The organism is Streptomyces sp. NPDC001292, from assembly GCF_042896465.1.
In the GTDB taxonomy this organism is placed as follows: domain Bacteria; phylum Actinomycetota; class Actinomycetes; order Streptomycetales; family Streptomycetaceae; genus Streptomyces.
Genome location: NZ_JBIAXG010000009.1, coordinates 1 through 26,631, shown reverse-complemented (window position 1 = coordinate 26,631; position 26,631 = coordinate 1). Strand labels below are relative to the sequence as shown.

Annotated in this window: 14 protein-coding genes and 1 pseudogene; 5 read left to right on the top strand and 10 right to left on the bottom strand. The window is 71.6% G+C overall.

All coding sequences use genetic code 11. The features are described 5' to 3' along the window. The first annotated feature begins 398 nt into the window (after positions 1–398). Complete coding sequence (locus tag ACFY4A_RS12660) at positions 399–2,447, top strand: spermidine synthase (protein ID WP_390829416.1); 2,049 nt, start codon at positions 399–401, stop codon at positions 2,445–2,447. A 315-nt stretch (positions 2,448–2,762) separates the two neighbouring features. After that, a pseudogene (locus ACFY4A_RS12655) lies at positions 2,763–3,092 on the top strand (ABC transporter ATP-binding protein); the annotation flags it as partial. A gap of 26 nt (positions 3,093–3,118) precedes the next feature. Here the strand turns inward: ACFY4A_RS12655 and dpgD are convergent. The 9 genes from dpgD to ACFY4A_RS12610 form a co-directional block, all read right to left on the bottom strand. After that, complete coding sequence (dpgD, locus tag ACFY4A_RS12650; RefSeq protein ID WP_390829415.1) at positions 3,119–3,928, bottom strand: enoyl-CoA-hydratase DpgD; 810 nt, start codon at positions 3,926–3,928, stop codon at positions 3,119–3,121. After that, entirely contained in the window at positions 3,925–5,187 is a 1,263-nt protein-coding gene (gene dpgC, locus ACFY4A_RS12645) for a (3,5-dihydroxyphenyl)acetyl-CoA 1,2-dioxygenase DpgC (protein WP_390829574.1), read from the bottom strand. Before dpgC ends, dpgD begins: the two co-directional genes overlap by 4 nt. Before the next feature lie 61 nt (positions 5,188–5,248). Continuing rightward, the gene (gene dpgB, locus ACFY4A_RS12640; protein WP_390829414.1) at positions 5,249–5,896 is read right to left on the bottom strand and encodes an enoyl-CoA-hydratase DpgB; all 648 of its coding nucleotides are present in this window, start codon (positions 5,894–5,896) and stop codon (positions 5,249–5,251) included. 17 nt (positions 5,897–5,913) lie between these two features. Next, a complete protein-coding gene (gene dpgA / locus ACFY4A_RS12635) occupies positions 5,914–7,029 on the bottom strand; it encodes a 3,5-dihydroxyphenylacetyl-CoA synthase DpgA (RefSeq protein WP_390829413.1) in 1,116 nt (371 codons plus the stop codon). A 123-nt stretch (positions 7,030–7,152) separates the two neighbouring features. After that, a complete protein-coding gene (locus ACFY4A_RS12630; RefSeq protein ID WP_390829412.1) occupies positions 7,153–9,375 on the bottom strand; it encodes an aminotransferase class I/II-fold pyridoxal phosphate-dependent enzyme in 2,223 nt (740 codons plus the stop codon). Positions 9,376–9,624: 249 nt separating this feature from the next. Next, the gene (locus ACFY4A_RS12625) at positions 9,625–10,569 is read right to left on the bottom strand and encodes an alpha-hydroxy-acid oxidizing protein (RefSeq protein WP_390829411.1); all 945 of its coding nucleotides are present in this window, start codon (positions 10,567–10,569) and stop codon (positions 9,625–9,627) included. After that, positions 10,566–11,309 carry a hypothetical protein gene (locus ACFY4A_RS12620; RefSeq protein WP_390829410.1) on the bottom strand — a complete coding sequence of 248 codons (744 nt, stop codon included), beginning with the start codon at positions 11,307–11,309 and terminating at the stop codon, positions 10,566–10,568. The genes ACFY4A_RS12625 and ACFY4A_RS12620 overlap by 4 nt, the downstream gene beginning before the upstream one ends. Positions 11,310–11,347: 38 nt before the next feature. After that, entirely contained in the window at positions 11,348–12,931 is a 1,584-nt protein-coding gene (locus ACFY4A_RS12615) for an MBL fold metallo-hydrolase (RefSeq protein WP_390829409.1), read from the bottom strand. A 248-nt stretch (positions 12,932–13,179) separates the two neighbouring features. Next, positions 13,180–13,632: a cold-shock protein gene (locus ACFY4A_RS12610; RefSeq protein WP_390829408.1), complete on the bottom strand. Its 453-nt coding sequence runs from the start codon at positions 13,630–13,632 to the stop codon at positions 13,180–13,182. A gap of 185 nt (positions 13,633–13,817) precedes the next feature. Here ACFY4A_RS12610 and ACFY4A_RS12605 point away from each other — a divergent pair, with 185 nt between their 5' ends. The 3 genes from ACFY4A_RS12605 to ACFY4A_RS12595 all read left to right on the top strand — a co-directional run bounded on the left by ACFY4A_RS12605 (position 13,818) and on the right by ACFY4A_RS12595 (position 17,979). After that, entirely contained in the window at positions 13,818–14,525 is a 708-nt protein-coding gene (locus tag ACFY4A_RS12605) for an ABC transporter ATP-binding protein (RefSeq protein WP_390829407.1), read from the top strand. Further along, positions 14,522–16,867: an FtsX-like permease family protein gene (locus ACFY4A_RS12600; RefSeq protein WP_390829406.1), complete on the top strand. Its 2,346-nt coding sequence runs from the start codon at positions 14,522–14,524 to the stop codon at positions 16,865–16,867. Before ACFY4A_RS12605 ends, ACFY4A_RS12600 begins: the two co-directional genes overlap by 4 nt. A 155-nt stretch (positions 16,868–17,022) precedes the next feature. After that, the gene (locus tag ACFY4A_RS12595) at positions 17,023–17,979 is read left to right on the top strand and encodes a threonine/serine dehydratase (protein WP_390829405.1); all 957 of its coding nucleotides are present in this window, start codon (positions 17,023–17,025) and stop codon (positions 17,977–17,979) included. 33 nt (positions 17,980–18,012) lie between these two features. Here the strand turns inward: ACFY4A_RS12595 and ACFY4A_RS12590 are convergent, their stop codons facing one another. Continuing rightward, positions 18,013–26,601, bottom strand: coding sequence for an amino acid adenylation domain-containing protein (locus ACFY4A_RS12590; RefSeq protein WP_390829573.1), 8,589 nt, complete (start codon positions 26,599–26,601; stop codon positions 18,013–18,015). Between the last annotated feature and the right edge of the window lie 30 nt (positions 26,602–26,631).

Here is a 26,631-nt window from a genome sequence, read left to right as displayed (position 1 = left end):
TCTCCCCGGGCCTTGCATTCCTCAGCCTCTACGCTGACGCCCGCACCCTGACAGAACCGCACCGCTACGCCCGGCCCCGGGCCCTGGCCACCCTCGCGTCACTGGCGGTCGACATCAACACCTAATGGGGCTTATCGGGTCGTGAGTGAGACTCGATGAGTGGCTGGGGCGGCCGCGTGCGGCCGACCGAAGGTCGCGATGGCTCCGTCCAGGCGCAGTGGGCCTGCCACGGGACGGCGTGTCCGCATCGAGGACGGCGGTTCGTGGGGTGGTGTCCCAGGCCGACGGAGTGCTGCTGGTGGAGACGGTCCGCAAGATCGGTCCAGGCCAGGCCATATCGCCATAGAATCGGCAAGTCGCCTCGACCTACCGTGCCGAAGGTGGCACCGTGATTGCGCGTGAAACTGATCGAAACCAGAGAAACCGACCGCTCGGTGCGCTGGAGGCTCCTGCTGGCCAGCGCCACCATGCTCTTCGTCGAGCTGGCACTGATCAGATGGGCGGGCGCCAACGTCGTCCACCTCAGCTACTTTTCGAACTTCATCCTGCTCGGGTCGTTCCTGGGCATCGGCATCGGGTTCCTGATCCCCGCCGCGCGCGGGCAATGGCTCAAACGCTGGGCACCGGTCCCCCTCGCGCTTCTCGTCATCCTGGTACGCGAGTTTCCGGTGCAGGTGCGTCAGAGCAGCGACCAGGTCATCTACTTCACCACCGTGAAGACCACCGGCCTGCCCGAGTGGGTGACACTGCCGGCCATCTTCCTCCTCACCGCGGTGATCATGGCCGCGATCGGCAAGATCACCGCCGATCTCTTCCGCCGGCTTCGCTCGCTCGATGCCTACCGTTACGACCTGCTCGGCAGCCTCTCCGGCTCGGTGTCCTTCGCCCTGCTGTCCTGGCTCCGCGCCCCGTCGGTCGTGTGGGGCGTACTCGCCGCCGCGGCCCTGCTGATCCTCGGCGGACGGCGCAACACCCTGCGGTACGGCATCCCGCTCACGGCGATGGTCGCTGCGCTGCTCGTGGAGACGACGACGGCCGGCATCTCCTGGTCGCCCTACTACAAGGTCCAGCTCACGCCCTTGACGTCCACCACCCAGGGATACCGCATCTCCGCCAACGGCGTCCCGCACCAGAGCATCGCGCCGCTCCCGGTGCTGATGCAAAAGAACTCGCCCTATCGGCAGGCGTACGACCAGACGCCCGGCAACCCGCACAAGCGCGTGCTGGTCATCGGGGCCGGCAACGGCAATGACATCGCGGTCGCGCTGGCGCACGGAGCGGAGCACGTGGACGCGGTCGAGATCGATCCCCGGCTGCAGCAGATCGGCGCACAGCTGCACCCCGCGAGGCCGTACGACGACCCCAGGGTGCACGTCCACATCAACGACGGACGGGCCTTCCTGGAACGGACGAGCACCAAGTACGACCTCGTCGTCCTGGCGCTGCCGGACTCGCTGACGCTGGTGGCCGGGGCGAGCAATCTGCGCCTGGAGAGCTACCTGTTCACCCAGCAGGCGCTCGAGGCAGCGCGGGATCACCTGGCGCCGCACGGCGCGTTCGCCATGTACAACTATTACCGGAAGAGCTGGCTGGTCGACCGCTTCGCCGGCTCCCTCGATGACATCTACGGCCACGCCCCCTGCATGACGACGTTCAGCAAGAACGCGGCCGTGCTGGTGGCCGGGATGACGGCCACCGACCAGTCGTGCGATCAGATCTGGCAGCCCAGCGGCGCGGTCCCGGCGGCCGCGAGCGATGACCACCCTTTCCCGTATCTGCTCCACCGGGACATTCCCACGCTGTACCTGGGCGCGCTGGGCGCGATCCTGCTGGTGACGCTCCTGGCGGTGCGCCTGACCGGGGTTCGCATCCGAAGCACGGTCCGTTACACCGACATGTTCCTGATGGGCGCGGCCTTCATGTTGCTCGAAACGAAGAACGTGATCGGCTTCGCGCTCTACTTCGGTACGACCTGGCTGGTCAACGCCCTGGTCTTCATCGGCGTCCTGCTCGCCGTCCTGGCGGCGGTCGAGGTCCGGCGCCGGCTACAGCGGGTCAACCAGCTGCTGCTGCAGCTCCTGCTCTTCGGCACCCTCGCGGTAGCCTGGCTCGTCCCAGCGCACGCCGTGCTCTCGTTGCCCTTCGCCGGACGGCTCGCCGCCGCCATCGCCCTGGCCTTCGCCCCCATCTTCTGCGCCAACCTCATCTTCTCGGACCGCCTCGCGCTCGCCCCGAACCCGACATCCGCGTTCGGCGCGAATCTGCTGGGCGCGCTGACCGGGGGCGCGCTCGAGTATCTGGCGCTGGTGACGGGCTATCAGGCGCTGCTGCTGGTCGTCGCCCTGCTGTACCTGGGGGCGTGCGTCGCCATGCGGTTCGCCGGGCGCGGGCCGGGCGTGCCGTCACCGCTGGTGCCGGACGAGACGGTAGCCCTCAACAGCCGATAGAGCTTGGTCAGGTTGGTGCCGGCCGGGAGGCATACCTGACGGGGCGTCGGCGAAGTCGGCGTTAGGTCAGCACTGCCACAACTGCTCGCAGACCGGCCACACCATGGAATCGCCCGCCACCCCCACTCAGGTTCGCAACCCGCTCAGCCGTCCTCCCGCGAGCGATCGAACAGTGGGAGGCAGTGCCCAACCGCCTCCCACCCGCCGGCCGCCGGACGCGCCCCGGTCGAACGCGGCTTCGCGCATCTGAAGAACTGGCGGATCCTCACCAAGCCCCGCACTGACCACACTCGCGCCACCCACCTGGGACCGATCATCGGGAAGCTCCCCGACGGCCTGCAGAGTCTGCTGGCCCGAATGTTCCGCGGCGCCGGCGAACCGTCCGGCGGCGAGTGGCAGAAGATCGGCCTGGCCCGCACCCACTGGCGCAGCTCCACCTCCTCGGCGGACAGCATCCTCATCGTGGACGAGCCCACTTCCGCCCTGGACCCGGAAGCCGAGATCGCCGCGTTCGACCGCATCCGCCGACTCGCCGCACCGAACCGGGCCGCCGTCCTGGTCACCCATCGCATGTCCGGAGTCCGTCACGCCGACCGCATCTACGTCCTGCACCAGGGCCGGCTGGCTGAACAGGGCAGCCACGAGGAGGGCCTCGGCGGCGGGCGGTGCGATCAGCGGCCGGACCAGACCGGGTCGCGTTTCTCCGCGAAGGCGCGTGGGCCCTCGACCGCGTCGTCGCTGTCCCTGCGCTTCTCCTCCCAGGTGTACCGGGCGGTGAACGCCTCCTCGAGCGGCATGTCGAGGGAGGCGAGGGTGGCTTCCTTGATGGCGCGTACCGCGAGCGGGGCGCTGCGGACCAGGTCGTTCGTCCACTCCTCGACACAGCGGTCGAGCTGGTCGGCCATCACGACCTCGTTGACCAGCCCGAAGTGCTGGGCCATCGCCGCGGTCATCCGGCGCCCGGTGAGCAGGTACCCCATCGCGGCCTTGAGCGGCAGTTGGCGCGCGAGCCGGAACGCACCGCCGGCACCCGGAACCAGTCCGAGCTGCGCTTCGGGCAGCGCGAACACGGCGTGGGCCGCCGCGATGACGATGTCGCAGGCCAGGACGAGTTCGAAGCCGCCCCCGAGGGCATATCCGTTGACCCGGGCCACCACGGGTTTGGAGAGGGTGAACCTTTCGGTCAGCCGGGGCCAGCCGGGCCGGCCCCGGCTGCCGAAGGTCGTCGGCGGGGCCCCCTCCGCATTGAGCCGGGCGCGTTCCTTGAGGTCCTGTCCGACGGAGAAGGAGCGGTCGCCGGCCCCGGTGAGCACCGCGACCCGGACGTCGTCGTCGGCCTCGACGTCGTCCCAGATCACCGCGAGTTCCTCGTGCATCCGGGTGTCCATGGCGTTCAGGACGTGGGGACGGTCGAGGGTGACGTGGGCGACGTGGTCCTTCTTCTCGTAGCGGACGCGGGGACCGCCGGGAGTCTCCGTCACGAGGCACCACCGCCGAAGCGGCCCACCTTCTGTATGACGTCCTCGCCGTACAGGCGCAGAGCCTGCTGCAGCGCGAACTCGGCCATGTAGCGCCGGAATTCCTCCGGCGGCTCCTCGGCCAGGTTGAGCATGGTGCGGTTGGCGGGCACCGCGGGCGCGGAGAGCCGCTCGACCGCCCTTTCGACGGCGCTGTCCATGTCCCCGGGTTCCACGACCTCGTCGACGAGGAGACGCGCGTCGGGTTCCGTCGCCCAGATCCGGCGTCCCTGGAGGATCACCTGGCGGGAGATCCGGGGCCCGGTGTGCCGCCCGAGCCGGAAGTTCCCGGCTCCCGGCACAATGCCCTCGCGGGCGGCGGGAAGGCTGAAGTACGCGTCGGACGCGGCCAGTACGTGGTCGAAGACCAGCAGCAGCTGCATGCCGCCGCCGATGGCGAACGTGTCGACCGCGGCGACCCACGGTTTCTCGGTCCCGCGGGTATGCCAGGTGCCGGTGCCGTCGTCCTCGCTCAGCACTCCCCTGACGAGTTTGTGGATGTAGCCGAGTTCACGGCGCAGCAGGAAGCCGACCAGGGAGATGCCTCCGGCGTGCAGGCTCTTGAGGTTGATGCCGGCGCTGAAGACGCGCTTCCCGCGGTAGCGGGGGTGGGTCATCTCCCCACCGCGCAGCACCCCCACCCGGACCTGAGGGTCGAGCAGGGCGAGGTCGACGGCCGTCTCCATGTCGTCGACCTGGCGGTCGTCCTCGGCGTTGAGGCAGTCGTCGCGGCACATCGTCAGGTGCGCAGCGCCGTCGCGCCGCTCCAGCCGGACCGAGCCGGTGTCCACGACGCCGGTCCGAGTGAACTCCGGGAGCAGCCGCAGCGCGCTGGGCGTGGGCCTGAGCATGGCGTCCATCAGATGCGGGCCGGCCGAGGGCGATCCGAGGACCGCCCTGAGGAAGATGCCCTGGTCGATCTCGTGGCCTTCCTTGTCGGCCTGCGGCCGGCTGCGCTCCGAGGCGAGCTGTGCGGCCGTCGGCACCAGACCCGGGAAGGCGGCCGCGGCGGCCTCGACGAGTTCGGCGATCTTCAGGCTGCGGGTGCGGCCGTCGGTGAGCCCGTCGTACACGGCGTCCGCGTGGGCGTCCAGGAACCGGGTGCGCAGCGCGCGGGCGGTGTCCTTGGCGGCCGCCGCCTCAGCGCGCTGCTCGGGTGACCGCGCACCGGGCGACGGCAGGGACAGGAGCACCTTCTCGACCTGCCGGGTGGTGTCGGCCAGGCCCGCCCAGACGTCGAGGGCCTCCTGCCGGCCGGAGGCGGTCGCGGTCACGACGCCTCCTTCACGGCTGCCCGCGCAGAGCGCGGTCGGCCGCGGCCAGATGGGCGCCGAGAGCCTGCTCGAAGCTGGTCGTCGTCGCGTCGAACAGCAGTTGACGCCGGATGGCGAGCTCCTTGCCGGCCGGTGCCGACGTGCTGGACGTGAGCCGTGCCGCGGCGGCGTGCGCGGCGGCGTGGTCGTCGGCCAGTTCGTCGACGAGGCCGAGCGCCAGCGCTTCGGCAGTGTCGATCGGGGCACCGAACAGCACCGCCCTCCGCACGCGTGCGGCTCCGGCCTGCTGGACCAGCCGGTACATGGCCATCCCGGGCCAGGTGGCCTCGCCGTCGAACGGGACGAGCAGCCGGGTGCCGGGTATGGCGACGCGGACGTCCGTGGCCAGGAACGCCTCCAGGGCCGTGCCTCCGAGGTCGCCGGTGGCCACCGCGGCGGTGGCCACCGAGAGCCGCTCCAGCCGGCGCAGCGCGCGCTCCCACTTGGTGACCAGGGAGATGCCGAGGCCGCCGGTCCAGCCCGCCGCGGGGGCGCCGGAGACCTCCACGGTCACGATGCCCGGTCCGGGCCGGTCCTCGGCCTCGTCGCAGACGGTCGTCACGGCCTTGACTGCTGTGGCCGACACGGGCTCGGTTCCGTCGATTGTCAGGGTGAGCACCTTGCTCTCCGTTCCCGTCACCACTGGATCAGCGCGGTTTCGATGGTGGACCCGGGCCCCATGGTCATGAGTACGCCGTACTCACCGGGCCGGGTGACTGCTTCGTCGAGGAGCCGTTCGTAGGAGAAGAGGAACGATCCGCTCGACACGTTGCCGTAGTCGCGCAGGACGCCGACCGTGTGCCGCAGGTCGTGCCGGGTCAGGCCGAGGTTGACGGTGACGGCGTCGATCACCTTCTTGCCTCCGGAGTGCACCAGCCAGTGCTCGATGTCGCTCCTGCGCAGTCCGGTCCCGGACAGCAGCCGGTCGACGACGAGTTCGGCGTGCGCGCCCACTACGTACGGGATCTGCGGGTCGAGGAAGAAGCTGAACCTGTCCTGCGCCCGGTCCCAGTCGTAGCGCATGGCGTCGATGGCGTCGGGGATGAGGCAGCTCGCGAACTTGAGGATGCGGGGCCCCTCGGGGGCGATCGCCGCCTCGTCGCCGGGGCCGGTGTCCGCCATGAGCGCGACGGCTCCGGAACCGTCGCCGAAGAGGCTGTTGACGACGGCGGTGCGCATCGTGTCGTCCATGGCGTAGGCCGCGGAACACGCCTCGGAGCAGAGCACGACGGCGAGTTCGCCGGGGTGTGCGGCGGCCCAGCCGGTCACCACGTTGAGGGCGTTGAGCCCGGCGTTGCAGCCCATGCCGACGATGTCCGAGCGGCTGCAGTGACGGTCGATGCCCAGTTCCCGGATGAGCTGGGCGCTGAGTCCGGGGGTGAGGAAGCCGGTGGACGTCACGCAGCACAGGTGACGCAGGTCGGAGAGTTCGGCACCGGCCCGCTTCAGGCAGGCCTCCAGCGCCTCGGCCCCCATCCGGACGGCCGTCGCCTTGTGCTTGTCGAGGAGGTCTCCCTGCGGCTCGGAGACGCGGTTGCCTTCGCCGTCCTGAGGAGGCAGCGCGAGGAACCGCCTGTCGATCGCGCTGTTGAGGAAGACGGAGCGGATCCGCGGATCGGTGATCCGGAAGGCGTCGAGCACTTCCTGCTGGGAGTAGGAGTCGTCGGTGGTGGCGGTGCCGACCCCGATGATCCGGGCGAGCGGCGGCAGGACGCCGGTCCTGGGCGGTTCGGTCGTGGTACTCGGGCTCATCGGAAGGTCCATCCCCACATGCGCGGCTTGCTGCGCGGCTTGTTCGCGGACGTGCCACTGGTCACATGCCTCACCTTTCCGTCAAAACGGTGCTGAACGGGTGCTGTGCGAGGGGTGTTTCTGTCATGACGCCGCGCTCGCGCTCTGCGCCTCGATGAAGCGCGCGAGCCGCGCGGTGCCCTCCTGAATCTCCGCCAGGGTCAGATAGCTGGTGGACAGCCGGATGGCATGGTGGCCACCGCCCGACGGATGGAAGTACGCCATCGGCGTCCAGATGACGCCGAAGTCCTGGGCGGACCGGGTCAGGGCCGTGTTGTCCGCGCGGAAGGGGACCTGGAGCTTGAGGAAGAAGCCGCCGGTGGGTTCGTTCCAGCGCACACCGAGGGCCGCCCTGCGGTCGGCGGGCAGGCACGCGTCCAGATACTTGAGCGTGGTCCGCATCGCGTCGCCGTAGTACGCGGCGGGCTCGGCGTTCAGTTCCGAGATCCGCCCCTCGGCGGCCAGGAGTGTGCCGGCGACGACGGCCTGGCTGAGCGAGGACGTGTTCACCGTCACCATGCTCTTGATCTTGACGAGTTCGTCGGCGAGCAGGCCCTCGTGGCCGGAGTCGTGCAGCACACGCTGGTCGGCCACGGCGAAGCCGACGCGGGCCCCGGGGAAGACGGTCTTGGAGAACGAGCCGAGGTGGACGACGGTGCGCGCGCGGTCCAGCGACTTCAGGGTCGGCAGCGGCGAACCGGGGCTCACCCTGCGGTAGGGGCTGTCCTCGAGGACGAGGAAGCCGTGGCGCGCGGCGAGTTCCAGCAGTGCGGTGCGGGCCTGTGCGCCCAGCGACGCCCCGGACGGGTTGGAGTGGTCGGGGACCACGTAGAAGGCGCGGGGGCGGCGTCCGCGCGCCAGTTCCGCCAGGACGGCGGCCTCGACGTCCTCGACGTGCAGACCGTCCTCCCGCTCGTCGACCGCCGTGACGGGGACGTCGAGCAGCCGGGCCGCGCCGGTGATGCCGACGTAGCACGGGCTGGCGGCCAGGAGCACGTCCTCGGGGCCGGTCATCAGCGCGCGGAGGACCAGCAGCATGGCCTCCTGTGCCCCGACGGTCACGACGACCGACTCGGGGGGCACGTCGATGTTCTCGTCGGCGCGCAGCGAGTCGGCGATGATCTCCCGGATCCGGCCAGCGGTCGGACCATACTGGTACATGGCCGTGCGGATGTCCTGGGACGAACTGCCCTGCGCCGCGAGGTGATCCAGGTAGCGGCGCATGTGGGTGAAGATCTGCTCGGTCTCGAAGAAGCCGTCATACGGACGGCCGGGCGCGAAGGAGATGGCGTCGGGATGGCGGAACGTGATCTCGTTGAGGAAGTTCATGGTGTCCAGCACCGGGTCGGACACACTGGCGTGCAGGTCGCTCTTGCGTACGTCCGCCGTCCGCAGGTCCGCCGTCGTCCGTGCGGACCGGCCGGCCGCCCGGCGGGGAGCCGCCGGCGGCGCGGGCGCGGTGCGGATCGACTCGGGTCCGATGTCAGCGGTCGAACCGGCTCCGGTGAACGCCATCGCCTCCGTCAGTTCGCGGACCAGTTCGGCGGTCTCCTCCCGCGTGCCGGCGTGGTCGGTCACCACGGCGTCGGCGCCCAGGGCCAGCGCGACGAGGATGTCGGCTCCCCTGCGGACGCCGCCACGGAGCAGGACGGGGCAGCGCCCCGCCACGGCCGCCGCGATCGCCGGAAGCGCCGGTAGGGAGTCGAAGACGATTCCGTCCGCGCCGGCCGCCACCGCGTGCTCGGCGTCCTCGGCCGTTCCGCCGATTCCGTCGACGAGCAGGAGGAGGCCGGTGGCCGAGCGCAGCCACTCGAGGTCGGCCCAGCCGGCGGGGCCGGCGGGAACGGGGGTGAGCAGCGCATCGACCCCGGCCTCGGCCGCCCGTCCGACGAGCCGCCGTGCGGTCTCCCGGTCCCGGAGGGGGAGGGACCGGAGCCACAGCGGCCCGCCGGAGCCGGTGGAGGGGCGAGTGAACGCATGCCCGTCGGCCGTGTCCAACTCTGCCGGGAGAACGGCCGAATTCACTACCGCCGGCAGGCCAGTCGCGTCCACCACCGCCGGGAGGCCGGCGGCGGCTGCCGCCCGGACCAGGGCGGCCTGGTCGTCGGGGCGGGCCGGCCCGGCGGGCGGGCCGAGCACGAGCGGTGCCTGCCAGGTCCGGCCGAAGAGCTTGCTCGCCGGGTCGGGCGGTCCGGGCTGCCTGGTGCCGCCCGGCCTCAGTCCGACACGGTCGAACGCCTCACGATTCAAGGCGGAGAGGAGTTCCGGGTCCGGCCGCGCACCGTGGTCGCCATCGCGTCCGGCCATCGTTTTCCCCTTTGCGGTGTCGACTGGCGAGAATAGGTGGTTTTTTTTCGAGGCTCGGATTTCACCGGACGGCGCACGAGGGCAGCCATGCGGAAAACGGTGGTGAAGAACGGCGCGTTCGCTCGTCCCGGTGAGTTGCTTTTTCGGCGATACTCACCGTCGCCGGAAGCCTGCCCGGCTCACTTTCGACGACAGGCTCCTCCATTCGCCTTCTGTATGTCCAGGGTGTTCAGGGTGAACGGGAATTCGTCAGGTGATGCGCCGGACGAGTTCGGGGCCGGCGTCCGCGACCGATGTGGTTCCGGTGAGGGTCATCATGTCGGCCAGTTCGTTGATGACGAGGTCCAGCACCCGTGCCGCGCCGTCCCGCCCCGCCACGGCCAGGCCGTGCAGCACCGGAGGTCCGAGCAGTACGGCGTCGGCGCCCAGCGCGAGGGCGGCCAGCACGTCGCCTCCGCCGCGGACGCCCCCGTCGAGGAGGACGGGACAGGCTCCGCCCACCGCCGACGCGACCGGGGGAAGTGCGTCGACGGTGGCCGGGGCCGGACCCGGCCGCCGGTCCCCGCGGTGGGAGACGACAATGCCGTCCACACCTGCTTCGACGGCCCTTCGGGCGTCGGAGGCGGTGAGTACGCCTTCCAGGAGGAGCGGCAACGGGCTTACGGCGCGCACCCGTTCGACGAGGGATCCGGTACGGCCGGGGGCGTCCGCTCCGAGGACCAGCGCCTGGACGCCGGCCCGTTTCGCCTCACGGATCAGTTCGCGGTTCGGGGCATGCCCGCGGTCATGGGAGACCCGTAGCCAGAGCGGCCCGGAGGCGGCCGCGACGATGTCCCGCAGCCTCCGCCCGGCGACGTCACTCACCACGAGCGGCAGGCCGGCCGCCCCGGCGACCGAGGCCATGACGACCTCGCCGTCGACCATGGCGACCTCGCCGTCAAGCTGGGCCCGGTCCTGGTCGTCCGGGGACACCACGACGACCGGGGCCGCCCAGGTGCGGCCGAGGATCCGGGTCTCGGTCTCGGCGAACAGGTGGCGGTCGAAGCCCGTGACGGGCCGGGGCCGCAGTCGCAGGCGCGCGAACGCCTCCCGGTCCGCCCGTGAGCCCCACTCCTTGGCCGGTGCCGCGCCCTGCAGGGCGTCGTCCGGGGCGGGCCGGGCGGCCGGGCCGGTGGCGGAGCCGCGGTACGTCATCGGTACGCCACTCGGTCGTGGTTCACGGCCTCGTGGCTCTCCACCACTCCCCCGCCGGGAAACGTGCAGACGGCGGGGACGGAGCCGTCGGTGCGGAACGCCAGGTACGGGTCCCCGTCGGCCACGGCCAGGATCACCCGCCCGCAAGGACCGCGGACGACGGCCGTGTCCGTCCGCTCCTCCCACCGGCCCGCCGCAGGACCGGAGGGGAGGCAGGAGAAACCGAGGGCGTCCCGGTAGAAGTCGGCACAGGTGCCGGGCGTGCCCGCTCCGGGTCGCAGACCGACGTGGTCCAGTCCCCGGATCGGACCTTCCGGCCGGAGGGGCGCGCCCGGTTCCGGCACCCAGGTGCGGCCCGAGGGCAGGCCGCTCGCGGTGACTCCTCCGGGCGGGAGCAGGGTGTGGACGACACCGCCCGCCCCCGACAGGGCGGGGTTTCCCCCCAGGGAGTCGGCCGTCACCGCGTCCGCCGCCAGCGCCGCTTCGAGGGTTTCACCGACGTCGTCGCACACCAGGGCGACATCGGCGATGCCGTCCCCGTAGGTGTCCAGAAATCTCCAGGTCACCGGGCCGGTGGTGATGAGGAGACTCACCTCCCCCTGCCGCAGCAGTACGGAACTCCTGTCGACGCCCACCCAGTCCGCGGTGCGCGCGAATCCCATCGCCGAGATGAAGTGATCGGCGACGGACTGCCTGTTGCTCGTGTACAGCTCGACATACGCGATGTCTCGCACAGCCATGGAGTGCCTCCTGACGGCGGACGGTCACTGAACTCCGGTCACCAGCGCCATTCCTGCTGGCCGAACAGGTGGCCAGCCTTGATTCCGCGGTCCGCGCACCAGGTCATGAACTCCTCGATCTGCTTGATCTGGTACGTGTCCTCGTTGTAGGTGGTGGCCATGACGTGGCCCAGCCAGGGCTCCTCGCCCATGGCGTACACATACGCCTCGGTGGCGCCCAGCTCGGTCATGATCGCCGCGGCCTGCTCGGCGTTCGAGCCGGACAGCTTGCGCGAGTTGCTCATCTTCTTGGTGACCGGCTTGGTCAGCAGCGCCTGGTACAGCCAGGTCAGCGGGGCGCCGTCGCACTCCATGCCCAGGAAGGCGATGTCGGCCGTGCCCAGGTGCTCGCGGATGTAGCGGTAGAGCGTCGGGTCGATCCCGGAGGAGTCGGCCCCGACGAACGCCGACCGGCCGGCCAGGTCCACCCAGTACGTCGACTTGCTGCGGATGTCGAGGTCGCAGTGCTCGCCCAGGAACGGGGTCGCCACCACCTTGCCGCCGGGGAAGGGGAACTCGTCGTAGTCGTCGGCCTCGACGACCGGGAAGCCCAGCTGCTTCAGGTACAGCCCGATCGACGGGTCCTCCAGGTTGCCCCGGGAGGAGCGCGGCACGACGATCGTCCCGATCCGGCCGCGCAACTGCAGCAGGGTCTCGAGGACGATGTGGTCCTGGTGCCCGTGCGTGATCAGCACCAGGTCGATGAAGTCCGGCAGGTCGTCCAGGGTGTAGCGGTCCTGCGCCGAGCTGTCGGCGCTGATGAACGGGTCGGTGACGACCGCACCCTCGGCCGTCTGCAGGACGAGGCACGCGTGGCCGAAGTAGCGGATGCGGCCGCCGCCGTCGATGTGGCGGTCCTTCGACACGCTCGGCGTCGGGCTCAGCAGGCCGGTGAGCTGCGCCGCCTGAGCGTCGTTCAGCTCCAGTTCCTCACGCAGCCGGCTCAGGGTCGTCGGGTTCACCCGGGCCTTGAACAGGGCCTCGAGTCCGGGGTGGCGGAAGGGGATCTGCAGTTCCAGGACGTCCGGCGAGGGAAGGCGCGGGGTGCTCAGGATGAACGGCCGCTCCACGCCCGGCTCCAGCGACAGCTGCACCGACTGCCTGGCCTCGGTGTACACCGGGCTCTGGTAGACGAGCGGCTCGATGAACCGTACCGCCGCCTGGTTGTCGGTGTCGTACGCCAGCTCGACCAGTCCGCCCAGCTCGGCGGGCAGCTTCGGGTACAGCGGGGTGAGGTCGAAGCCGGTGGCGTTCGCCCGCAGCAGCTCCTGGCCCTGGGCGATCGCGTCGGCGAACCGCAGCATGTCGGCCCGGTCCCGCTTGATGTCGTCGAGGAGCTGCCGCACCTGGTCGCTCTGCTCCTCGCCGATGTTGACGAAGAAGCCGCCGCGCAGTTCCGGATTGTGGCTGGCCGCGATATGCACCTGCGGCGACTGCAGATAGGACTCGAGCATCGGCACCTGCAGAAATGACAGATTCATCGACGCCTGTACCGGAGCAACGGTGTGGAACCACGCGTAAAAGCGGTCCACCAGCGGCTCGACTATCGCCTTCGACCGAAGAAACAACGGCTCATCAGCCATATGTACCCCACCTTCCTGGATGGCCGAGCGAAATCTGGAGACAAGGGCACCGTCGCGATCACGCGCCTCGGCAAAGGCCGTGCTTGCCCGCAGCACTATGACGTGCGGCCGGTGTGCAGAACAACCCGAACAACCCCGTGGGAATGGCGACGGCGCCGTTCAACTGACGCACCACCGCAGTTGAACGGCGCCGTCGGGCACCGCGGGCTATTCCGTTGTCACTTCTTGCCGCGCAGTGCGGCGCGCCGTCAGTCCTCGGTCCAGCCGTGGCTCTCGGCGAACTTCAGCAACTCGTGCCGGATCTCCAGGATCTGTTCCCCGGTCAGGCGCGGGCCGGCCTTCAGAAGCAGCTCGGTGACTTCCCGGGAGAACTCCTCCGCATCGAGCACGTCGCACGTCGGGTCCTCCGTGGCCGACTTCCTCACCGAGGGCGCGGACGACGCCGCGGGAGCGGCCGCGGGCCGGGCCGGCGCCGGGACGGCGGGCGGCGCCTCGGCCCGGTGCGCGAGCCGCACGGAGGAGGCCTTCGGCCCGCGGTCCCCCTCCTCCACCTCGAACTCGACCTCCAGCCCGGGGCGCAGGTACGACTCGGGTATGAGCAGGTCGTTCACGTGCAGGAAGACGTCCTCGCCGCCCGCCTCGGGAGCGATGAACCCGTAACCCCGGTTTCCGTCGAACCGCACAACACGTCCGGCAACCATGCCAACCAACCCCCAAACAGGACCGGGCCCCTTGCCCGGACAACACTCGCCGGATCGTGGCTCCGCCGGATCCACCCCGCGAGGTATGCTCCGTCGCCGAGCCTACATCCCCGGGGTGATGCGGCCGAGAGGTTACATCCCCTGATTGATGACCGGTTCGTCCTGCGGCCTCTAGCGTCTTTTCCATGACCATTGAAGGCAGCTCGGAGCAGGTCGTCGTACAGCTCGACAAAGTGCGCAAGGAATTCGGCGACTCCGTCGCGCTCGACGGTGTGTCGCTGGAGATTCGTGCCGGTGAAGCGGTGGCGGTGATGGGACCTTCGGGCAGCGGCAAGTCGACGCTGCTCAACATGGTCGCCGGGCTGGACCGCCCGACCTCCGGGCGGGTCGTCGTCCAGGGGGAGGACCTGGGGACGCTCAGTGAGAAGGGCCTGTCGCTGTTCCGGCGTCACCGCATCGGCATGGTCTTCCAGTTCTTCAACCTCCTGGACGACCTGCCGGCGCTGGACAACGTGGCGCTCGCCGAGCAGCTGACCGGGACCCCGGCCCGGCAGGCACGCAAGCGCGCGCTGGCCCTCCTCGAGGAGCTGGGCATCGCCGACCGCAAGGACATCTACCCGGCGGCGCTCAGCGGCGGCGAGCGCCAGCGCGTGGCCGTCGCCCGTGCCCTGATGAACCGGCCGGCCCTGCTGCTCGCCGACGAGCCGACGGGCGCTCTGGACAGCCGGTCCGGCGAGCATGTGATGGATCTGCTGCTCGACCTGAACCAGCTCGGGCAGACGCTGCTCATGGTGACGCACGACGAACGCCTGGCCACGCGGTGCGCCAGCCGGGTGATCGAGGTCGCCGACGGCCGGGTGGCCCGCGAGCGGACTCTGGAGCGGAGCGCATGAAGGCTGTATGGCGGGCCGCACGTGCGGCCGTGCGGCGCAGGCGGCTCCAGACCGTCGTCATCGGCGTCGTCATCCTGTTCTCCACCATGTCGATCGTGGTCGCACTGGGGCTGCTGGAGTCGGCCTCGGCGCCGTTCGACCGTGGATTCGCCCAGCAGCGCGGCCCGCACGCCGTCGCGGCCTTCGACCGTGACAAGGTGTCCGACGACCAGCTGAGGCGGGCGGCGCGCCGGCCCGAGGTGGAGGCCGTCGCGGGCCCCTTCGAGCAGGCCGTGCTGAACATCCCCGAGGGCGTGTCCCGCATGGTGCGGGGCCCTCAGAGGGTGGTGGGCCGCGCGGACCCGGGCGGAGACGTGGACCGTCTGGACCTGTGGCAGGGGCGTTGGGCGACCGCGCCGGGCGAGATCGTCCTGCGCCAGCTCCCGCCGTCGCAGAGCGCGCTGCCCTTCGGCCCGAAGGAGGAGCCGCTGCCGGTCGGCGAGAAGCTCGAGATCCCCGGCATGCCGACGCTCACCGTCGTCGGGTACGCCTACAGCCTGAGCAAGACGGCCGACGCCTGGGTGTCGCCGGAGCAGATCGCCGCCCTGGGACCGACCACGTCCCAGATGCTGTACCGCTTCTCCTCCGCCGGGAGCGACTCCGCGGTCGAGGCCGGCCTGGCCTCGGTCGTCGAGGGTCTGCCGCGGGACTCGTTCCTCGGCTCCAACTCGTATCTCGCCATCAAGCGTGAAGTGGCGTCCGGGCTGGGCGCGTACGTGCCCTTCCTGATGGTCTTCGGCTGCCTGGGGCTCCTGTCCGCGCTCCTGATCGTCGCCAACGTGATCAGCGGCGCGGTCGTGTCGGGGTTCCGGCACATCGGCACGCTCAAGGCCCTGGGCTTCACCCCGAACGAAGTCGTGGCGATCTATCTCGTGATGGTGTCCGTCCCGGCGATCGCCGGCTGCGTGCTGGGCACCGGGCTGGGCAATCTCATGGCGCGGCCCCTGCTCGTCAACGCGTTCAGGGGCATGGGTCTGGGGAACGTCGGCGTCAGCCCTCTGGTGAACACGGTCGCGCTGCTGGGGATGCCCGTCGTCGTCGTGCTCGCCGCGCTCGTCCCCGCCCTGCGGGCCCACCGGCTGTCGGCGGCCGAGGCGATCAGCGCCGGCAGCGCGCCGCGCATGGGTCGCGGGCTGAGGGTCCAGCGCCTGCTCGGCGGCACCCGGCTGCCGCGCCCCGTCAGCCTGGGGCTTGGCCTGCCGTTCGCCCGCCCGGGCCGCACGAGCCTGACCATGGCGGCGATCGTGCTCGGCGTGACCACCGTGACCTTCGCGACGGGACTGGTCAGGACGGTGGAGGAGTACGCGGACACCTCCGCCCACAAGGGCGCCGTCCAGGTCACGGTGGACCGGGGCAACCCCGTCGAGGGGGTCGAGTCGAAGCGGGGGGACGCCGCGACGGAGGCGCTGCTGCGCGCGCAGCCCGGCACGGCCGAGGTGACCGCCCGGCTGACCCTCGCGCTGTCGCTCGTGGGGTCCACGGAGAGCGTGGAGGGCCAGTTCTTCCGGGGCGAGTCGTCGGCGCTGGGCTTCGAGCGGGAGATCGTGAAGGGGCGCTGGCTGGACAGGCCCGGTGAAGTGGTCGTCACGTCGGGCTTCCTGAAGGAACGCGGCCTGAGCGTCGGCGACCACCTCACGCTGGAGAAGGACGGGCGGCGGACCCGCGTCACGATCGTCGGCGCGACCATGTCCGGCGAGACCTCGAACCTCTACTCCGTGTGGCAGACGCTCACCCCGCTCGCACCGGCGTACAAGCCCATCCAGGTCCAGTACCTGGTCAAGCTGGACCCGGGCACGGACGTCGACGGCTACCTCGGCTCGGTGAAGTCCGCCGACCCCGGCCTGTACCCGAAGGACTTCACCGATTCGGACAACTCCTTCGCCCTGGCCATGATCAGCCTGGCGACGACCCTCACCCTGGTGCTGGGGACGGTGGCGGCGCTCGGCGTCTTCAACACCGTCGTGCTCAACGCCCGGGAACGGCGCCGTGACCTGGGCATGCTGAAGTCGATCGGCATGACGCCCCGTCAGGTGATCGCCATGATGCTGACGTCCATGGCGGCGCTCGGAGTGGTCGGCGGGCTGATCGGTATTCCCCTGGGGGTCGCCGCCCACCGGCTGATCGTGCCGATGGCGGGCGAGGCGGCCAACATCGCCCTCCCCGCCTTCCTGATGGACGTGTGGCACGCGCGGGAGATCACCCTGCTGGCCTTCGCCGGGACCGTGCTGGCGCTGCTGGGCGCGTTCGCCCCGTCCCGGTCGGCGGCACGCCTGACGATCTCGGAGGCCCTGCGCAACGAGTGACCCGCGGCAGTGAGGCCCTGGAGGCAGGCGGCCTGCCGCCGGGTTGAACGCTCTACCGGACCGAAGCCCCCGTGCGAGGATGACGCGCTATTGCAACTCCCTGCCGTTTTCCGGCCGTTGTCGCCGGACCACTACAGTGAGGAGCCCCGGTGGGCATGCTCAGCCGCGACGATGTGGACCGGGCCCGGCGGCGACTGACCGGCCGGGTGTGGCGGACGCCGGTTGTCCGCTGCCAGGAGCTGGACGCGCTGGCCGGCGCGCGGCTGTGGCTGAAGGCCGAGAATCTGCAGCGCGGCGGTTCGTTCAAGGTCCGGGGAGCTCTCCTGGCCGTCGAGGAACTGGCCGCCGCGGGCAGCCGCGGAGTGATCGCGCAGAGCACCGGCAATCACGCCATCGCGGTGGCGCTGGCCGCCGCGGAGCACAAACTGCCCACGGTGGTGGTGCTGCCGTCCGACGCGCCGGCGGCCAAGGTACGGCGCGTCCGGGAGGCCGGCGCCGAGGCGGTGCTCGTGGGCACGACGCTCGCCGAGCGGGTGGCCGTGGTCGAGGAGCTCCGCGGGCGGTACGGGTACGACGTGGTCGACCCGTACCAGAACCCCCATGTGGTCGCCGGCCAGGGAACGGCCGTGGCCGAACTGATCCGTCAGGTGACCACGGCAGCCGGCCGGCTGGACGCGGTGGTGGTGCCGATAGGCGGCGGAAGCGCCGTCGCCGGTGCCTGCCTGGCGGCCACCGGCGAGGATCTGGCCGTGGTCGGCGCCGAGCCGGAGAACGTTCCGGCGTTCACCGCCGCGCTGCACGCCGGCGGGCCGGTGACGGTGCCCTCCCGGCACACGCTCGCCGACGGGCTGCGCCCCGACCGCATCGGCGATCTGCCCTTCTCCCTGGCCCACCGGGCCGTCACCGGCGTCGTCACGGTGCCAGAGGCGGCCATCGCCGAGGCGATGCGCGCCGCGCTCCTGCAGGCCCGGCTGCTCGTCGAGCCGGCGGCGGCCACCGCGCTCGCCGCCGCCCTGGACGGTGCCGCCGACGGCGCCACCGACGTCGGCGTACTGCTCAGCGGGGGGAACGTCGAGCCCGGCCTGGTCGCGTCCTTGCTGACGGACCGGTGAGGCCGGGCCCGACGGGCCCGCGGCGGGTGAGGCTCAGTCCTCCCGTTCCAGCCAGTCGGAGGCGGCGGACCACACCCGGGCCAGCATCTCCGGCAGCGACAGGTCGTAGTGGTTGCACGGAAGGCCGATCTCCGTGATCTCCCCCGTCACATGCGGCTGCCACGCCTCGGCGGTGGGCGCGCCCTCCGGCTTGCTGTCCTCGGCGACGACGAGCAGCGCGTCCCCGTCGAACAGTCCGAACCGATGGGCACGTCCGATCAGGCCGTTGTTCTGGAAGATGCGCGCCAGGGTCCGGAACTCCTCGTCCGAGGTGGCTCCGAAGACATGGCCGGCCTCCCGCCGCACCATCTCGGTCAGCCGGTCCAGTTCGGCGGCCGGGTCACGTTCGGGCTCCGGCCCCTGGTCCTCGGCCGCGCCCTCGGCGCCCTCGGCGGACTCGCCGTCCGGATTTGCGACCGGCGGGAACGCGTCCAGGATGACCAGCATCGCCACCTCTTCGCCCGCCGCCCGCAGCTGGACGGCGATCTCGTGCGCGGCCGTTCCTCCGAAGGACCAGCCCAGCAGGTGGTACGGGCCGCTCTCCTGCACGGAACGGATCTGCCGGATGTAGTCGGCCGCCATCTCCTCCACGGAACCGGCGAGTTCCGTCTCTCCGTCCAGGCCCCGGGCCTGCAGCCCGTACAGCGGGACGTCGTCCGGGACGCTGCGTGCCAGCGGCATGTAGCACCAGCTGAGCCCGCCCGCGGGGTGGACGCAGAAGACGGGCGGCTTGCTGCCCTCGGCCCGGATCGGGAGCAGGACGTCGAGGGAGTCCCGTACGGAGGTCATGCTCATCCGCTTCAGGAGTCCGGAGACGCTGGGGGCGGCGAACAGGTCGCGCACCGCGACGGACACGCCGCGCTGACGCAGCGCTTCCACCAGCTGCACGGCCCGCAGGGAGTGCCCGCCGAGTGCGAAGAAGTCGTCGTCGACTCCGACCGTCTCCATGCCGAGGACCTCGGCGAACGCCTCGCACAGGCTCGCCTCCAGGGCGGTGACGGACCTGCCGGCCCCTTCCGCGCCGGCCGTGAACTCGGGGGCCGGCAGCGCCTTGCGGTTCAGCTTGCCGTTCGGCATCAGCGGGAACGCGTCGAGCACCACCACCGCCGAGGGGACCATGTATCCGGGCAGCCGCTCCTGGGTGGCCGCACGCACCGCCGGGCCGAGCCCGCCGTGGTCGTCACCGCGGGCGTCGGGCTCGGGCACCACATAGCCCACGAGCTGCCTGTCGCCCGGGGTCTCCTCCCGCACCAGCACGACGGCCTGCGCCACCGAGGGGTGCCCTGCGAGGACGGCCTCGATCTCGCCCAGCTCTACGCGGAATCCCCGGATCTTGACCTGGTCGTCGGCGCGCCCCATGAATTCCAGGTCGCCGTCCCCGCTCCACCGCACCACGTCTCCCGTGCGGTACATGCGCTCACCAGGGCCGCCGAAGGGGCAGGCGACGAAGCGCCCGGCCGTCAGTCCCGGCCGGCCCAGGTACCCGCGGGCCAGTCCGTCACCGGCGATGTACAGCTCGCCGGCGACGCCCACGGGGACCGGGGCGAGCCGTTCGTCGAGGACGTAGAGCCGCGTGTTGGCGACGGGGCCGCCGATCGACGTCAGGTTGCGGCCCGCGTCCGCGTCGGCGCGCACGGTTTCCCTGGCGGTCGACCAGACCGTGGTCTCGGTCGGCCCGTAGAGGTTGGTCAGTGAGCCCGCCCGGCTCAGCAGGGTGCGGGCCAGTTCGTCGGGCAGTGCCTCCGCGCCGATCAGTACGCGCACCCGCGACCAGTCCAGCGGGTCGTCGGCGTCGGAGACCAGGCCCCGCCACAGGCTGGGCGTGGCGTGCACGATGTTCGCGCCACGGGAGCGGATCAGGTCGCGCAGCGCCCAGGGGTCGAGCACCTGTTCCTGTGAGGCCAGGATCATCCTGGAGCCGTTGACGAACGGCAGGTAGAACTCCAGGCCCGCCATGTCGCAGCCGACCGTGCTGACGGCCAGCAGGCGGTCCTTCGCCCCCAGGGCGAACTGGTCCTGCATCGCGGCCAGGAAGTTCACAATCGCGCGGTGCTCGACGAGGACGCCCTTGGGACGTCCGGTGGATCCGGAGGTGTAGATCACCCACATCGGGTGCCAGGGCAGCAGGTCGCCACCGCGTTCCTCCGCGGTCGGGGCGCTGTCGTCGAGACCGGCCAGCTCCCGCGCGACCGCGGGGTCGTCGAGCAGCACGACCGGCACCGCCCCGTCGTCCACCTCCACACCGAACTCGGCCAGGCGTCCCCGCAGGTCCGCGCTGCTCAGCAGGCACACCGCGCCGGAGTCCTCCAGGACGTACGCGGTCCGCTCGGACGGGTAGGCCGGGTCGATGGGCAGGTAGACGGCCCCGGCCTTGATGACGCCGAGCAGCGCCACGACCAGGTCGGGGGTGCGCTCGAAGACGGTCGCGACGACGTCCTCCGTGCCGATGCCCCGGCCGACGAGGTGGCGCGCCAGCCGGTTGGCCCGGGCGTCCAGCTCGGCGTACGTCATCTCGGTGCCGGCGTACTCCAGCGCGATGGCCTCGGGGGTGCGGGCCGCCTGCTCCTCGAAGAGCTCGACGACCGTGGAGCCCGCGACCTCGGCCGCGGTGTCGTTCCAGTCGGTGAGCAGACGCCGGCGTTCGGCCTCGTCGAGCACGTCTAGCTCGCTGAGCCTCAGGCCGGGGTCGGCGGAGAGGGTGTCCAGGACCCGCACCCAGCGCTCGGCGATCCGGACGACGGTCTCGGGTTCGAACAGGTCGGTCGAGCCGACCACTCCGCCGCGGAGCCCGGCGGGTGCCCCCTTGTCGTCGTAGATCTCGGCGATGCTCACGTCGAGGTCGAACTTGGCGACCGCCATCCCGGACGTGCCGCCGCCGGAGGTGACTCCGGGCAGTTCGAGCAGCGCGTCGGCGGTGTTCTCCAGCAGGAGCATCACCTGGAACAGCGGGTGACGGGCCAGCGACCGGGTGGGCGCCAGTTCCTCCACCAGCCGCTCGAAGGGCACGTCCGGGTGGGCGAACGCCCCGAGGCCGGCCTCCCGCACCCGCACCAGTGCCTCGCGGAAGGTGGGGTCCTCGGACAGGTCGGTGCGCAGCACGAAGGTGTTGACGAAGTACCCGACCAGGTCGTCGAGCGACTCGTCGGTGCGTCCCGCCAGCGCCGATCCGATCGGGATGTCGGTGCCCGCTCCCAGGCGCGACAGGAGCATCGCCAGGGAGGCGTGCAGCACCATGAACAGGGTGACGCCCTCGGCCCGTGCCACGTCGAGCAGCCGCTCGTGCACCTCGGGGGGTATCCGGAACGGCACGCCGTGCCCCTGGTAGCCGGCCACGGCGGGGCGTACCCGGTCGGCCGGCAGCACCAGTTCCTCCGGGGATCCGGCCAGCGCCTCTCGCCAGTAGGCGATCTGACGACCCATCAGGCTGCCGGGGTCGTCGCCGTCCCCGAGCAGCTCGCGCTGCCAGAGGGCGTAGTCCGCGTACTGCACGGGCAGCGGCTCCCACTGCGGGGCCCGGCCCGCGCACCTCGCCTCGTAGGCCACGGAGACGTCGCGGGCCAGCGGCGCCCATGACCAGCCGTCGCCGGCGATGTGGTGCACCACCACCATGAGTGTGTGATCGTCGGGCGCGCAGGTGAACAGCGAGGCGCGGACGGGAATCTCCGCCGACAGGTCGAAGGTGTACCGGGCCGCCTCGGCGACCGCTGCGTCGCGCTCGTCCGGGCTGACGTGGACGACCTGCAGGTCCCACTCCAGCTCGTCCAGGTCCAGCACCCGCTGGTACGGCTCGCCGCCGGCCATTTCGTAGACGGTGCGAAGGACCTCGTGCCGCCCGAGGACGTCCCGGAACGCGGCCTTGAGCGCATCGCTGTCCACGTCGCCGGTCAGCCGGGCCGGGAGCGGGATGTTGTAGGCGGGGCTCGGGCCCTCGAGCTGCCCGATGAGCCACAGCCGGCGTTGGCCGTACGACAGAGGGATCCGCTCGGGCCGTTCCCCGCACGTCAGGGGGGCGCGGGCCTCCTCGGCGTCGGCCAGCCGGGCCGCCAGCCCGGCCGGGGTCGGCGTCTCGAACAGCACCCGGATCTCGGTCTCGACGCCGAGCAGGGTGCGGATCCTGCTGACGAGCCGGACCGCCAGCAGGGAATGGCCGCCCAGGGCGAAGAAGTCGTCGTCCACGCCCACCGCGGGAAGGCCCAGCACATCGGCGAACGCCGCGCACAGGAGCTCCTCGCGTACGTTGGACGGCCTGCGGCCGGCCCGCTCGGTGGAGCCGTACTCGGGGGCGGGCAGGGCCTTGCGGTCGAGTTTCCCGCTCGGTGTGAGCGGCAGGGCGTCGAGGACGACCACCGCGGCCGGAACCATGTGCTGCGGCAGCCGCTGCGCGACGAACCGCTTCACGAGGTCGGCCAGGTTGTCGTCGTCGGGGTCGGTGGGCACGACGTAGGCGATGATCCGGACGTCTGCGGGGGTGTCCTCCCGTGCGACGGCCACACCCTGCGCGACCTGCGGGTGGGCGGTCAGGACGGCCTCGATCTCGCCGGGCTCGATCCTGAAGCCGCGGACCTTCACCTGGTCGTCGGCGCGCCCCGCGAACACGAGTTGACCGTCCGCGGTCCAGCGTGCGCGGTCGCCGGTCCGGTACATCCGCTCGCCGGACCCGCCGAACGGGCAGGCCACGAACCGCTCCGCGGTCAGCCCGGCGCGGCGGACGTAGCCACGGGCCAGTTGCCGGCCCGCGATGTACAGCTCACCGACCACGCCCTGCGGGGCCGGGGCGAGCGAGTCGTCCAGAACATACAGACGGGTGTTGGCGACCGGGGTGCCGACCGGAACCGCACCGGCGGCCACCAGCTCCGGAGTGAGCCGTGCGGTCGCCACACCGATGGTCGCCTCGGTCGGCCCGTAGTGGTTGAACACCTCGCGCTGCCCGGCCGTTTCCAGCAGCCCGCTCACCCATGCCGGGGAGGCCGCCTCGCCGCCGAGCACCAGGGACCTGGCGGGCAGCACGCCCGCAGGACCGCCCTCGGCGCCCAGCGCCGCCAGATGGGAGGGCACCGCCTTGAGGTGGTCGATGCCGTGCTCCGAGAAGTAGCCGGAGACGGCGACGGGATCGGTGACGGCTTCGGCGGGCAGGACGTGCAGTTCCCCGCCGGTGACCAGGCTGGCGAACAGCAGGGTGTTGCCCAGGTCGGTGGCCTGCGCCTGGAGCAGCGCGTAGCGCCGGCCGGGTTCGCCCAGGCCCACCCGCCCCGGAACCGAGGCCACGTAGTTGGCCAGCGACCTGTGGGTGACGGCCACACCCTTCGGACGGCCCGTCGACCCGGAGGTGTAGATGACGTACGCCAGTGCGTCCGGCGCCATGGACACCTCGGGTGCGCCGGCCGGGGCCGCCGCCAGCTGCATCTCGACGAGCCGGTCGTCCAGCGCGACCAGCCGTCCGCGTCCGGCGGGCAGTTCGTCGAGGATCTCCTCGGTCGTCAGGGTCAGGGCGGCCCGGCTGTCGCTCAGCATGAAGGCGACCCGGTCGGCAGGCTGCTCGGGGTCGATCGGCAGATAGCCCGCCCCGGCCTTCCACACGCCGAGGATCGCCGCGATCATCTCCTCGCCCCGCGGCAGGCACAGCCCGACCACGGACTCCGGCCCGACGCCCTGACCGGCCAGGTACCGTGCCACCCGGTTCGCCCGGGCGTCCAGTTCCGCGTACGACACCCCGGTCCCGCCGGCGACGACCGCCACCGCGTCCGGGGTCCGCGCCGCCTGTGCCTCGAACAGCGCCGGGACCGGCGTCTTCGGATCCGCCGCCGTGGTGTCGTTCCACTCGACCAGCAGCCGGTGACGTTCGTCCTCGTCCAGCAGGTCGACCGTGCCGATCCGCCCGCCGGGGGCGCCGCTGACGGCGTCCAGCACGCGGGCCCAGCGGTTCGCGATCCGCACGGCCGTGTCCGGCTCGAACAGGTCGGCCGCCGCGATCACCACGCCGTGGATGCCCGCGGGCACACCCTGCGCGTCGAACGACTCGCCGAGGATGACGTCCAGGTCGAACTTGGCGGACACGGCGGCCGACGACTGGTCCGCCGCCGCCCCCGCCCGTACCCCGGGCAGGTCGAGCACGGCGTCCGCGGTGTTCTGCAGCGTGAGCACCACCTGGAAGAGGGGGTGGCGGGCCATGGAGCGGACCGGGGCGAGCTCCTCGACGAGCCGCTCGAAGGGGACGTCCTGGTGCGCGAACGCCGCCAGGCCCTTCTCCCGCACCCGTGCCAGGACCTCACGGAACGTCGGGTCGCCGGACAGGTCGGTACGGATCACGAGCGTGTTGACGAAGCATCCGACAAGGTCGTCCATGGCTTCGTCGGTGCGGCCGGCGATCGCCGAGCCGATGGAGATGTCGGTACCGGCGCCGAGGCGCGACAGCAGCGTGGCGAGGGCGGCCTGCAGGACCATGAACACCGTCACGCCCTCGGCCCGGGCCAGCTCCGCGAGCCTGCGGTGGACCTCCGCCGGGATCTCGACGGGAATGCGGTGACCCCGGTGACTGGCCACCGCGGGGCGCGGCCGGTCGAACGGCAGCGCCAGTTCCTCGGGGGCGCCTTCCAGCGTCTCGCGCCAGAAGGCGACCTGCCGGGAAATCACACTGTCGGGGTCCTGCTCGTCGCCGAGGAGTTCGCGCTGCCACAGCGCGTAGTCCGCGTACTGCACGGGCAGATCCGCCCACTGCGGCGCCCGGCCCTCGCGACGGGCCGCGTACGCCACGGACAGGTCGCGGGCGAGCGGCTCCCTCGACCAGCCGTCGGTCGCGATGTGGTGCACGACGACGACCAGCACCTGCTCGTCGGGCCCGGCCGAGAACAGCCAGGCACGGAACGGGACTTCGACGGCCAGGTCGAAGGGCCGCCGCTGTGCCTCGGCGACCGCGTCGGCCAGCTCCCCGGGGGCCACGTCGGCCACGGTCAGCCGCCAGTCCAGCCCGTCGGCGTCGAGGACCTGCTGGTAGGGCTCGCCGTCCGCCACCGGGAACACCGTGCGCAGCACCTCGTGCCGCTCCAGCACGTCACGCAGCGCCGCGCCCAGGGCCTCGCGGTCCACGTCTCCGCCGAGCCGCAGGGCGACGGGGACGTTGTAGGTCGGGCTGGGGCCTTCGAGCTGGCCGATGAACCACAGGCGTTGCTGCGCGAAGGACAGCGGCACCCGTTCGGGGCGCGCGCCCGCGGTCAGCGCCGCCCGCGCCTCGCCCGCTCCGCCGAGACGAGCGGCGAGACCGGCGGGCGTGGGCGCCTCGAACAGGGTGCGCAGCGACATCTCGACGCCGAGCACGGCGCGGATACGGCTGAGCAGCCGCACCGCGAGCAGGGAGTGCCCGCCCAGTGCGAAGAAGTCGTCCTCGACGCCGACCCCGTCCAGGCTGAGGACCTGGGCGAACATCCCGCTGAGGATCTCCTCCCGGGGGCCGGCCGGTGCGCGGCCCGCACCGAGGGTGCCCGCGTAGTCGGGGGCCGGCAGCGCGCGGCGGTCCAGTTTGCCGTTGGAGGTGAGCGGCAGGCCGTCGAGGACGACGGCCGCGGCGGGCACCATGTGGGCGGGGAGGGTTGCGGCGAGGTGGGCGAGGAGCTCCGCCGGCCGGGGGGCGTCGTCGCCGTCGCCGTCGGCCGGTACCGCGTAGGCGACCAGGCGCCTGTCACCGGGGATGTCCTCGCGCACGATCACCACGGCGCGGGCCACCCGCTCGTGGGCGCTCAGGACGGCCTCGATCTCGCCGAGTTCGATACGGAAGCCACGGACCTTGACCTGCTCGTCGGCCCGCCCGAGGTACTCCAGGTGTCCGTCCGCGGTCCAGCGGACCAGGTCCCCGGTCCGGTAGAGGCGCTCACCGGACGCGCCGAAGGGGTCGGCGACGAAGCGTTCCGCGGTCAGCGCGGGGCGGTCGAGATAGCCACGGGCCAGGCCGGCGCCCGCCACGTACAGCTCGCCCGCCACACCGACCGGCACCGGGGACATGGCGCCGTCGAGGACATAGGTGCGCGCGTCGGCGATGGGCCGGCCGATCGGCGGGGCGCCGTTCGTATCTGGGTCGGTGCCGGGGTCCGTCTCGGAGGTGAACCACGCGGTGGAGTACACCGTGGCCTCGGTCGGGCCGTAGATGTTGGCGACCCGCACGCCGGGCAGCGCCTCGCGGATGTCCCGGACGAGGGAGGCCGGAAGTGCCTCACCGGCCAGCACCACGGTCCGGGCACCACTGCGGGTGTCGATCCCGGTCCCGGCCGCAAGCCCGTCCAGCACCTGTGCGAAGGCGGACGGCACGGCACTGATCAGGCTCAGCGGTCCGGGGCCGTCCCCGCGGTCCGCCAACGCCAGCACGTCACGGACGACTTCGATGCTGCCGCCCGACACCAGCGGCCCGAACATCTCGAACACCGACACGTCGAAGTTCAGCGACGTCGACGCCAGCACCCGCGAGAAGTCGCCACCGGAGAACGTACGGGCCGCCCAGGACAGCAGACTCGCCACCGACCGGTGTTCCACCACCACGCCCTTGGGCCGTCCGGTGGATCCCGAGGTGTAGATGACGTAGGCGGGGTGCCCGGGCAGCAGCGGCCGGGACCGCTCGGTGTCGGACAG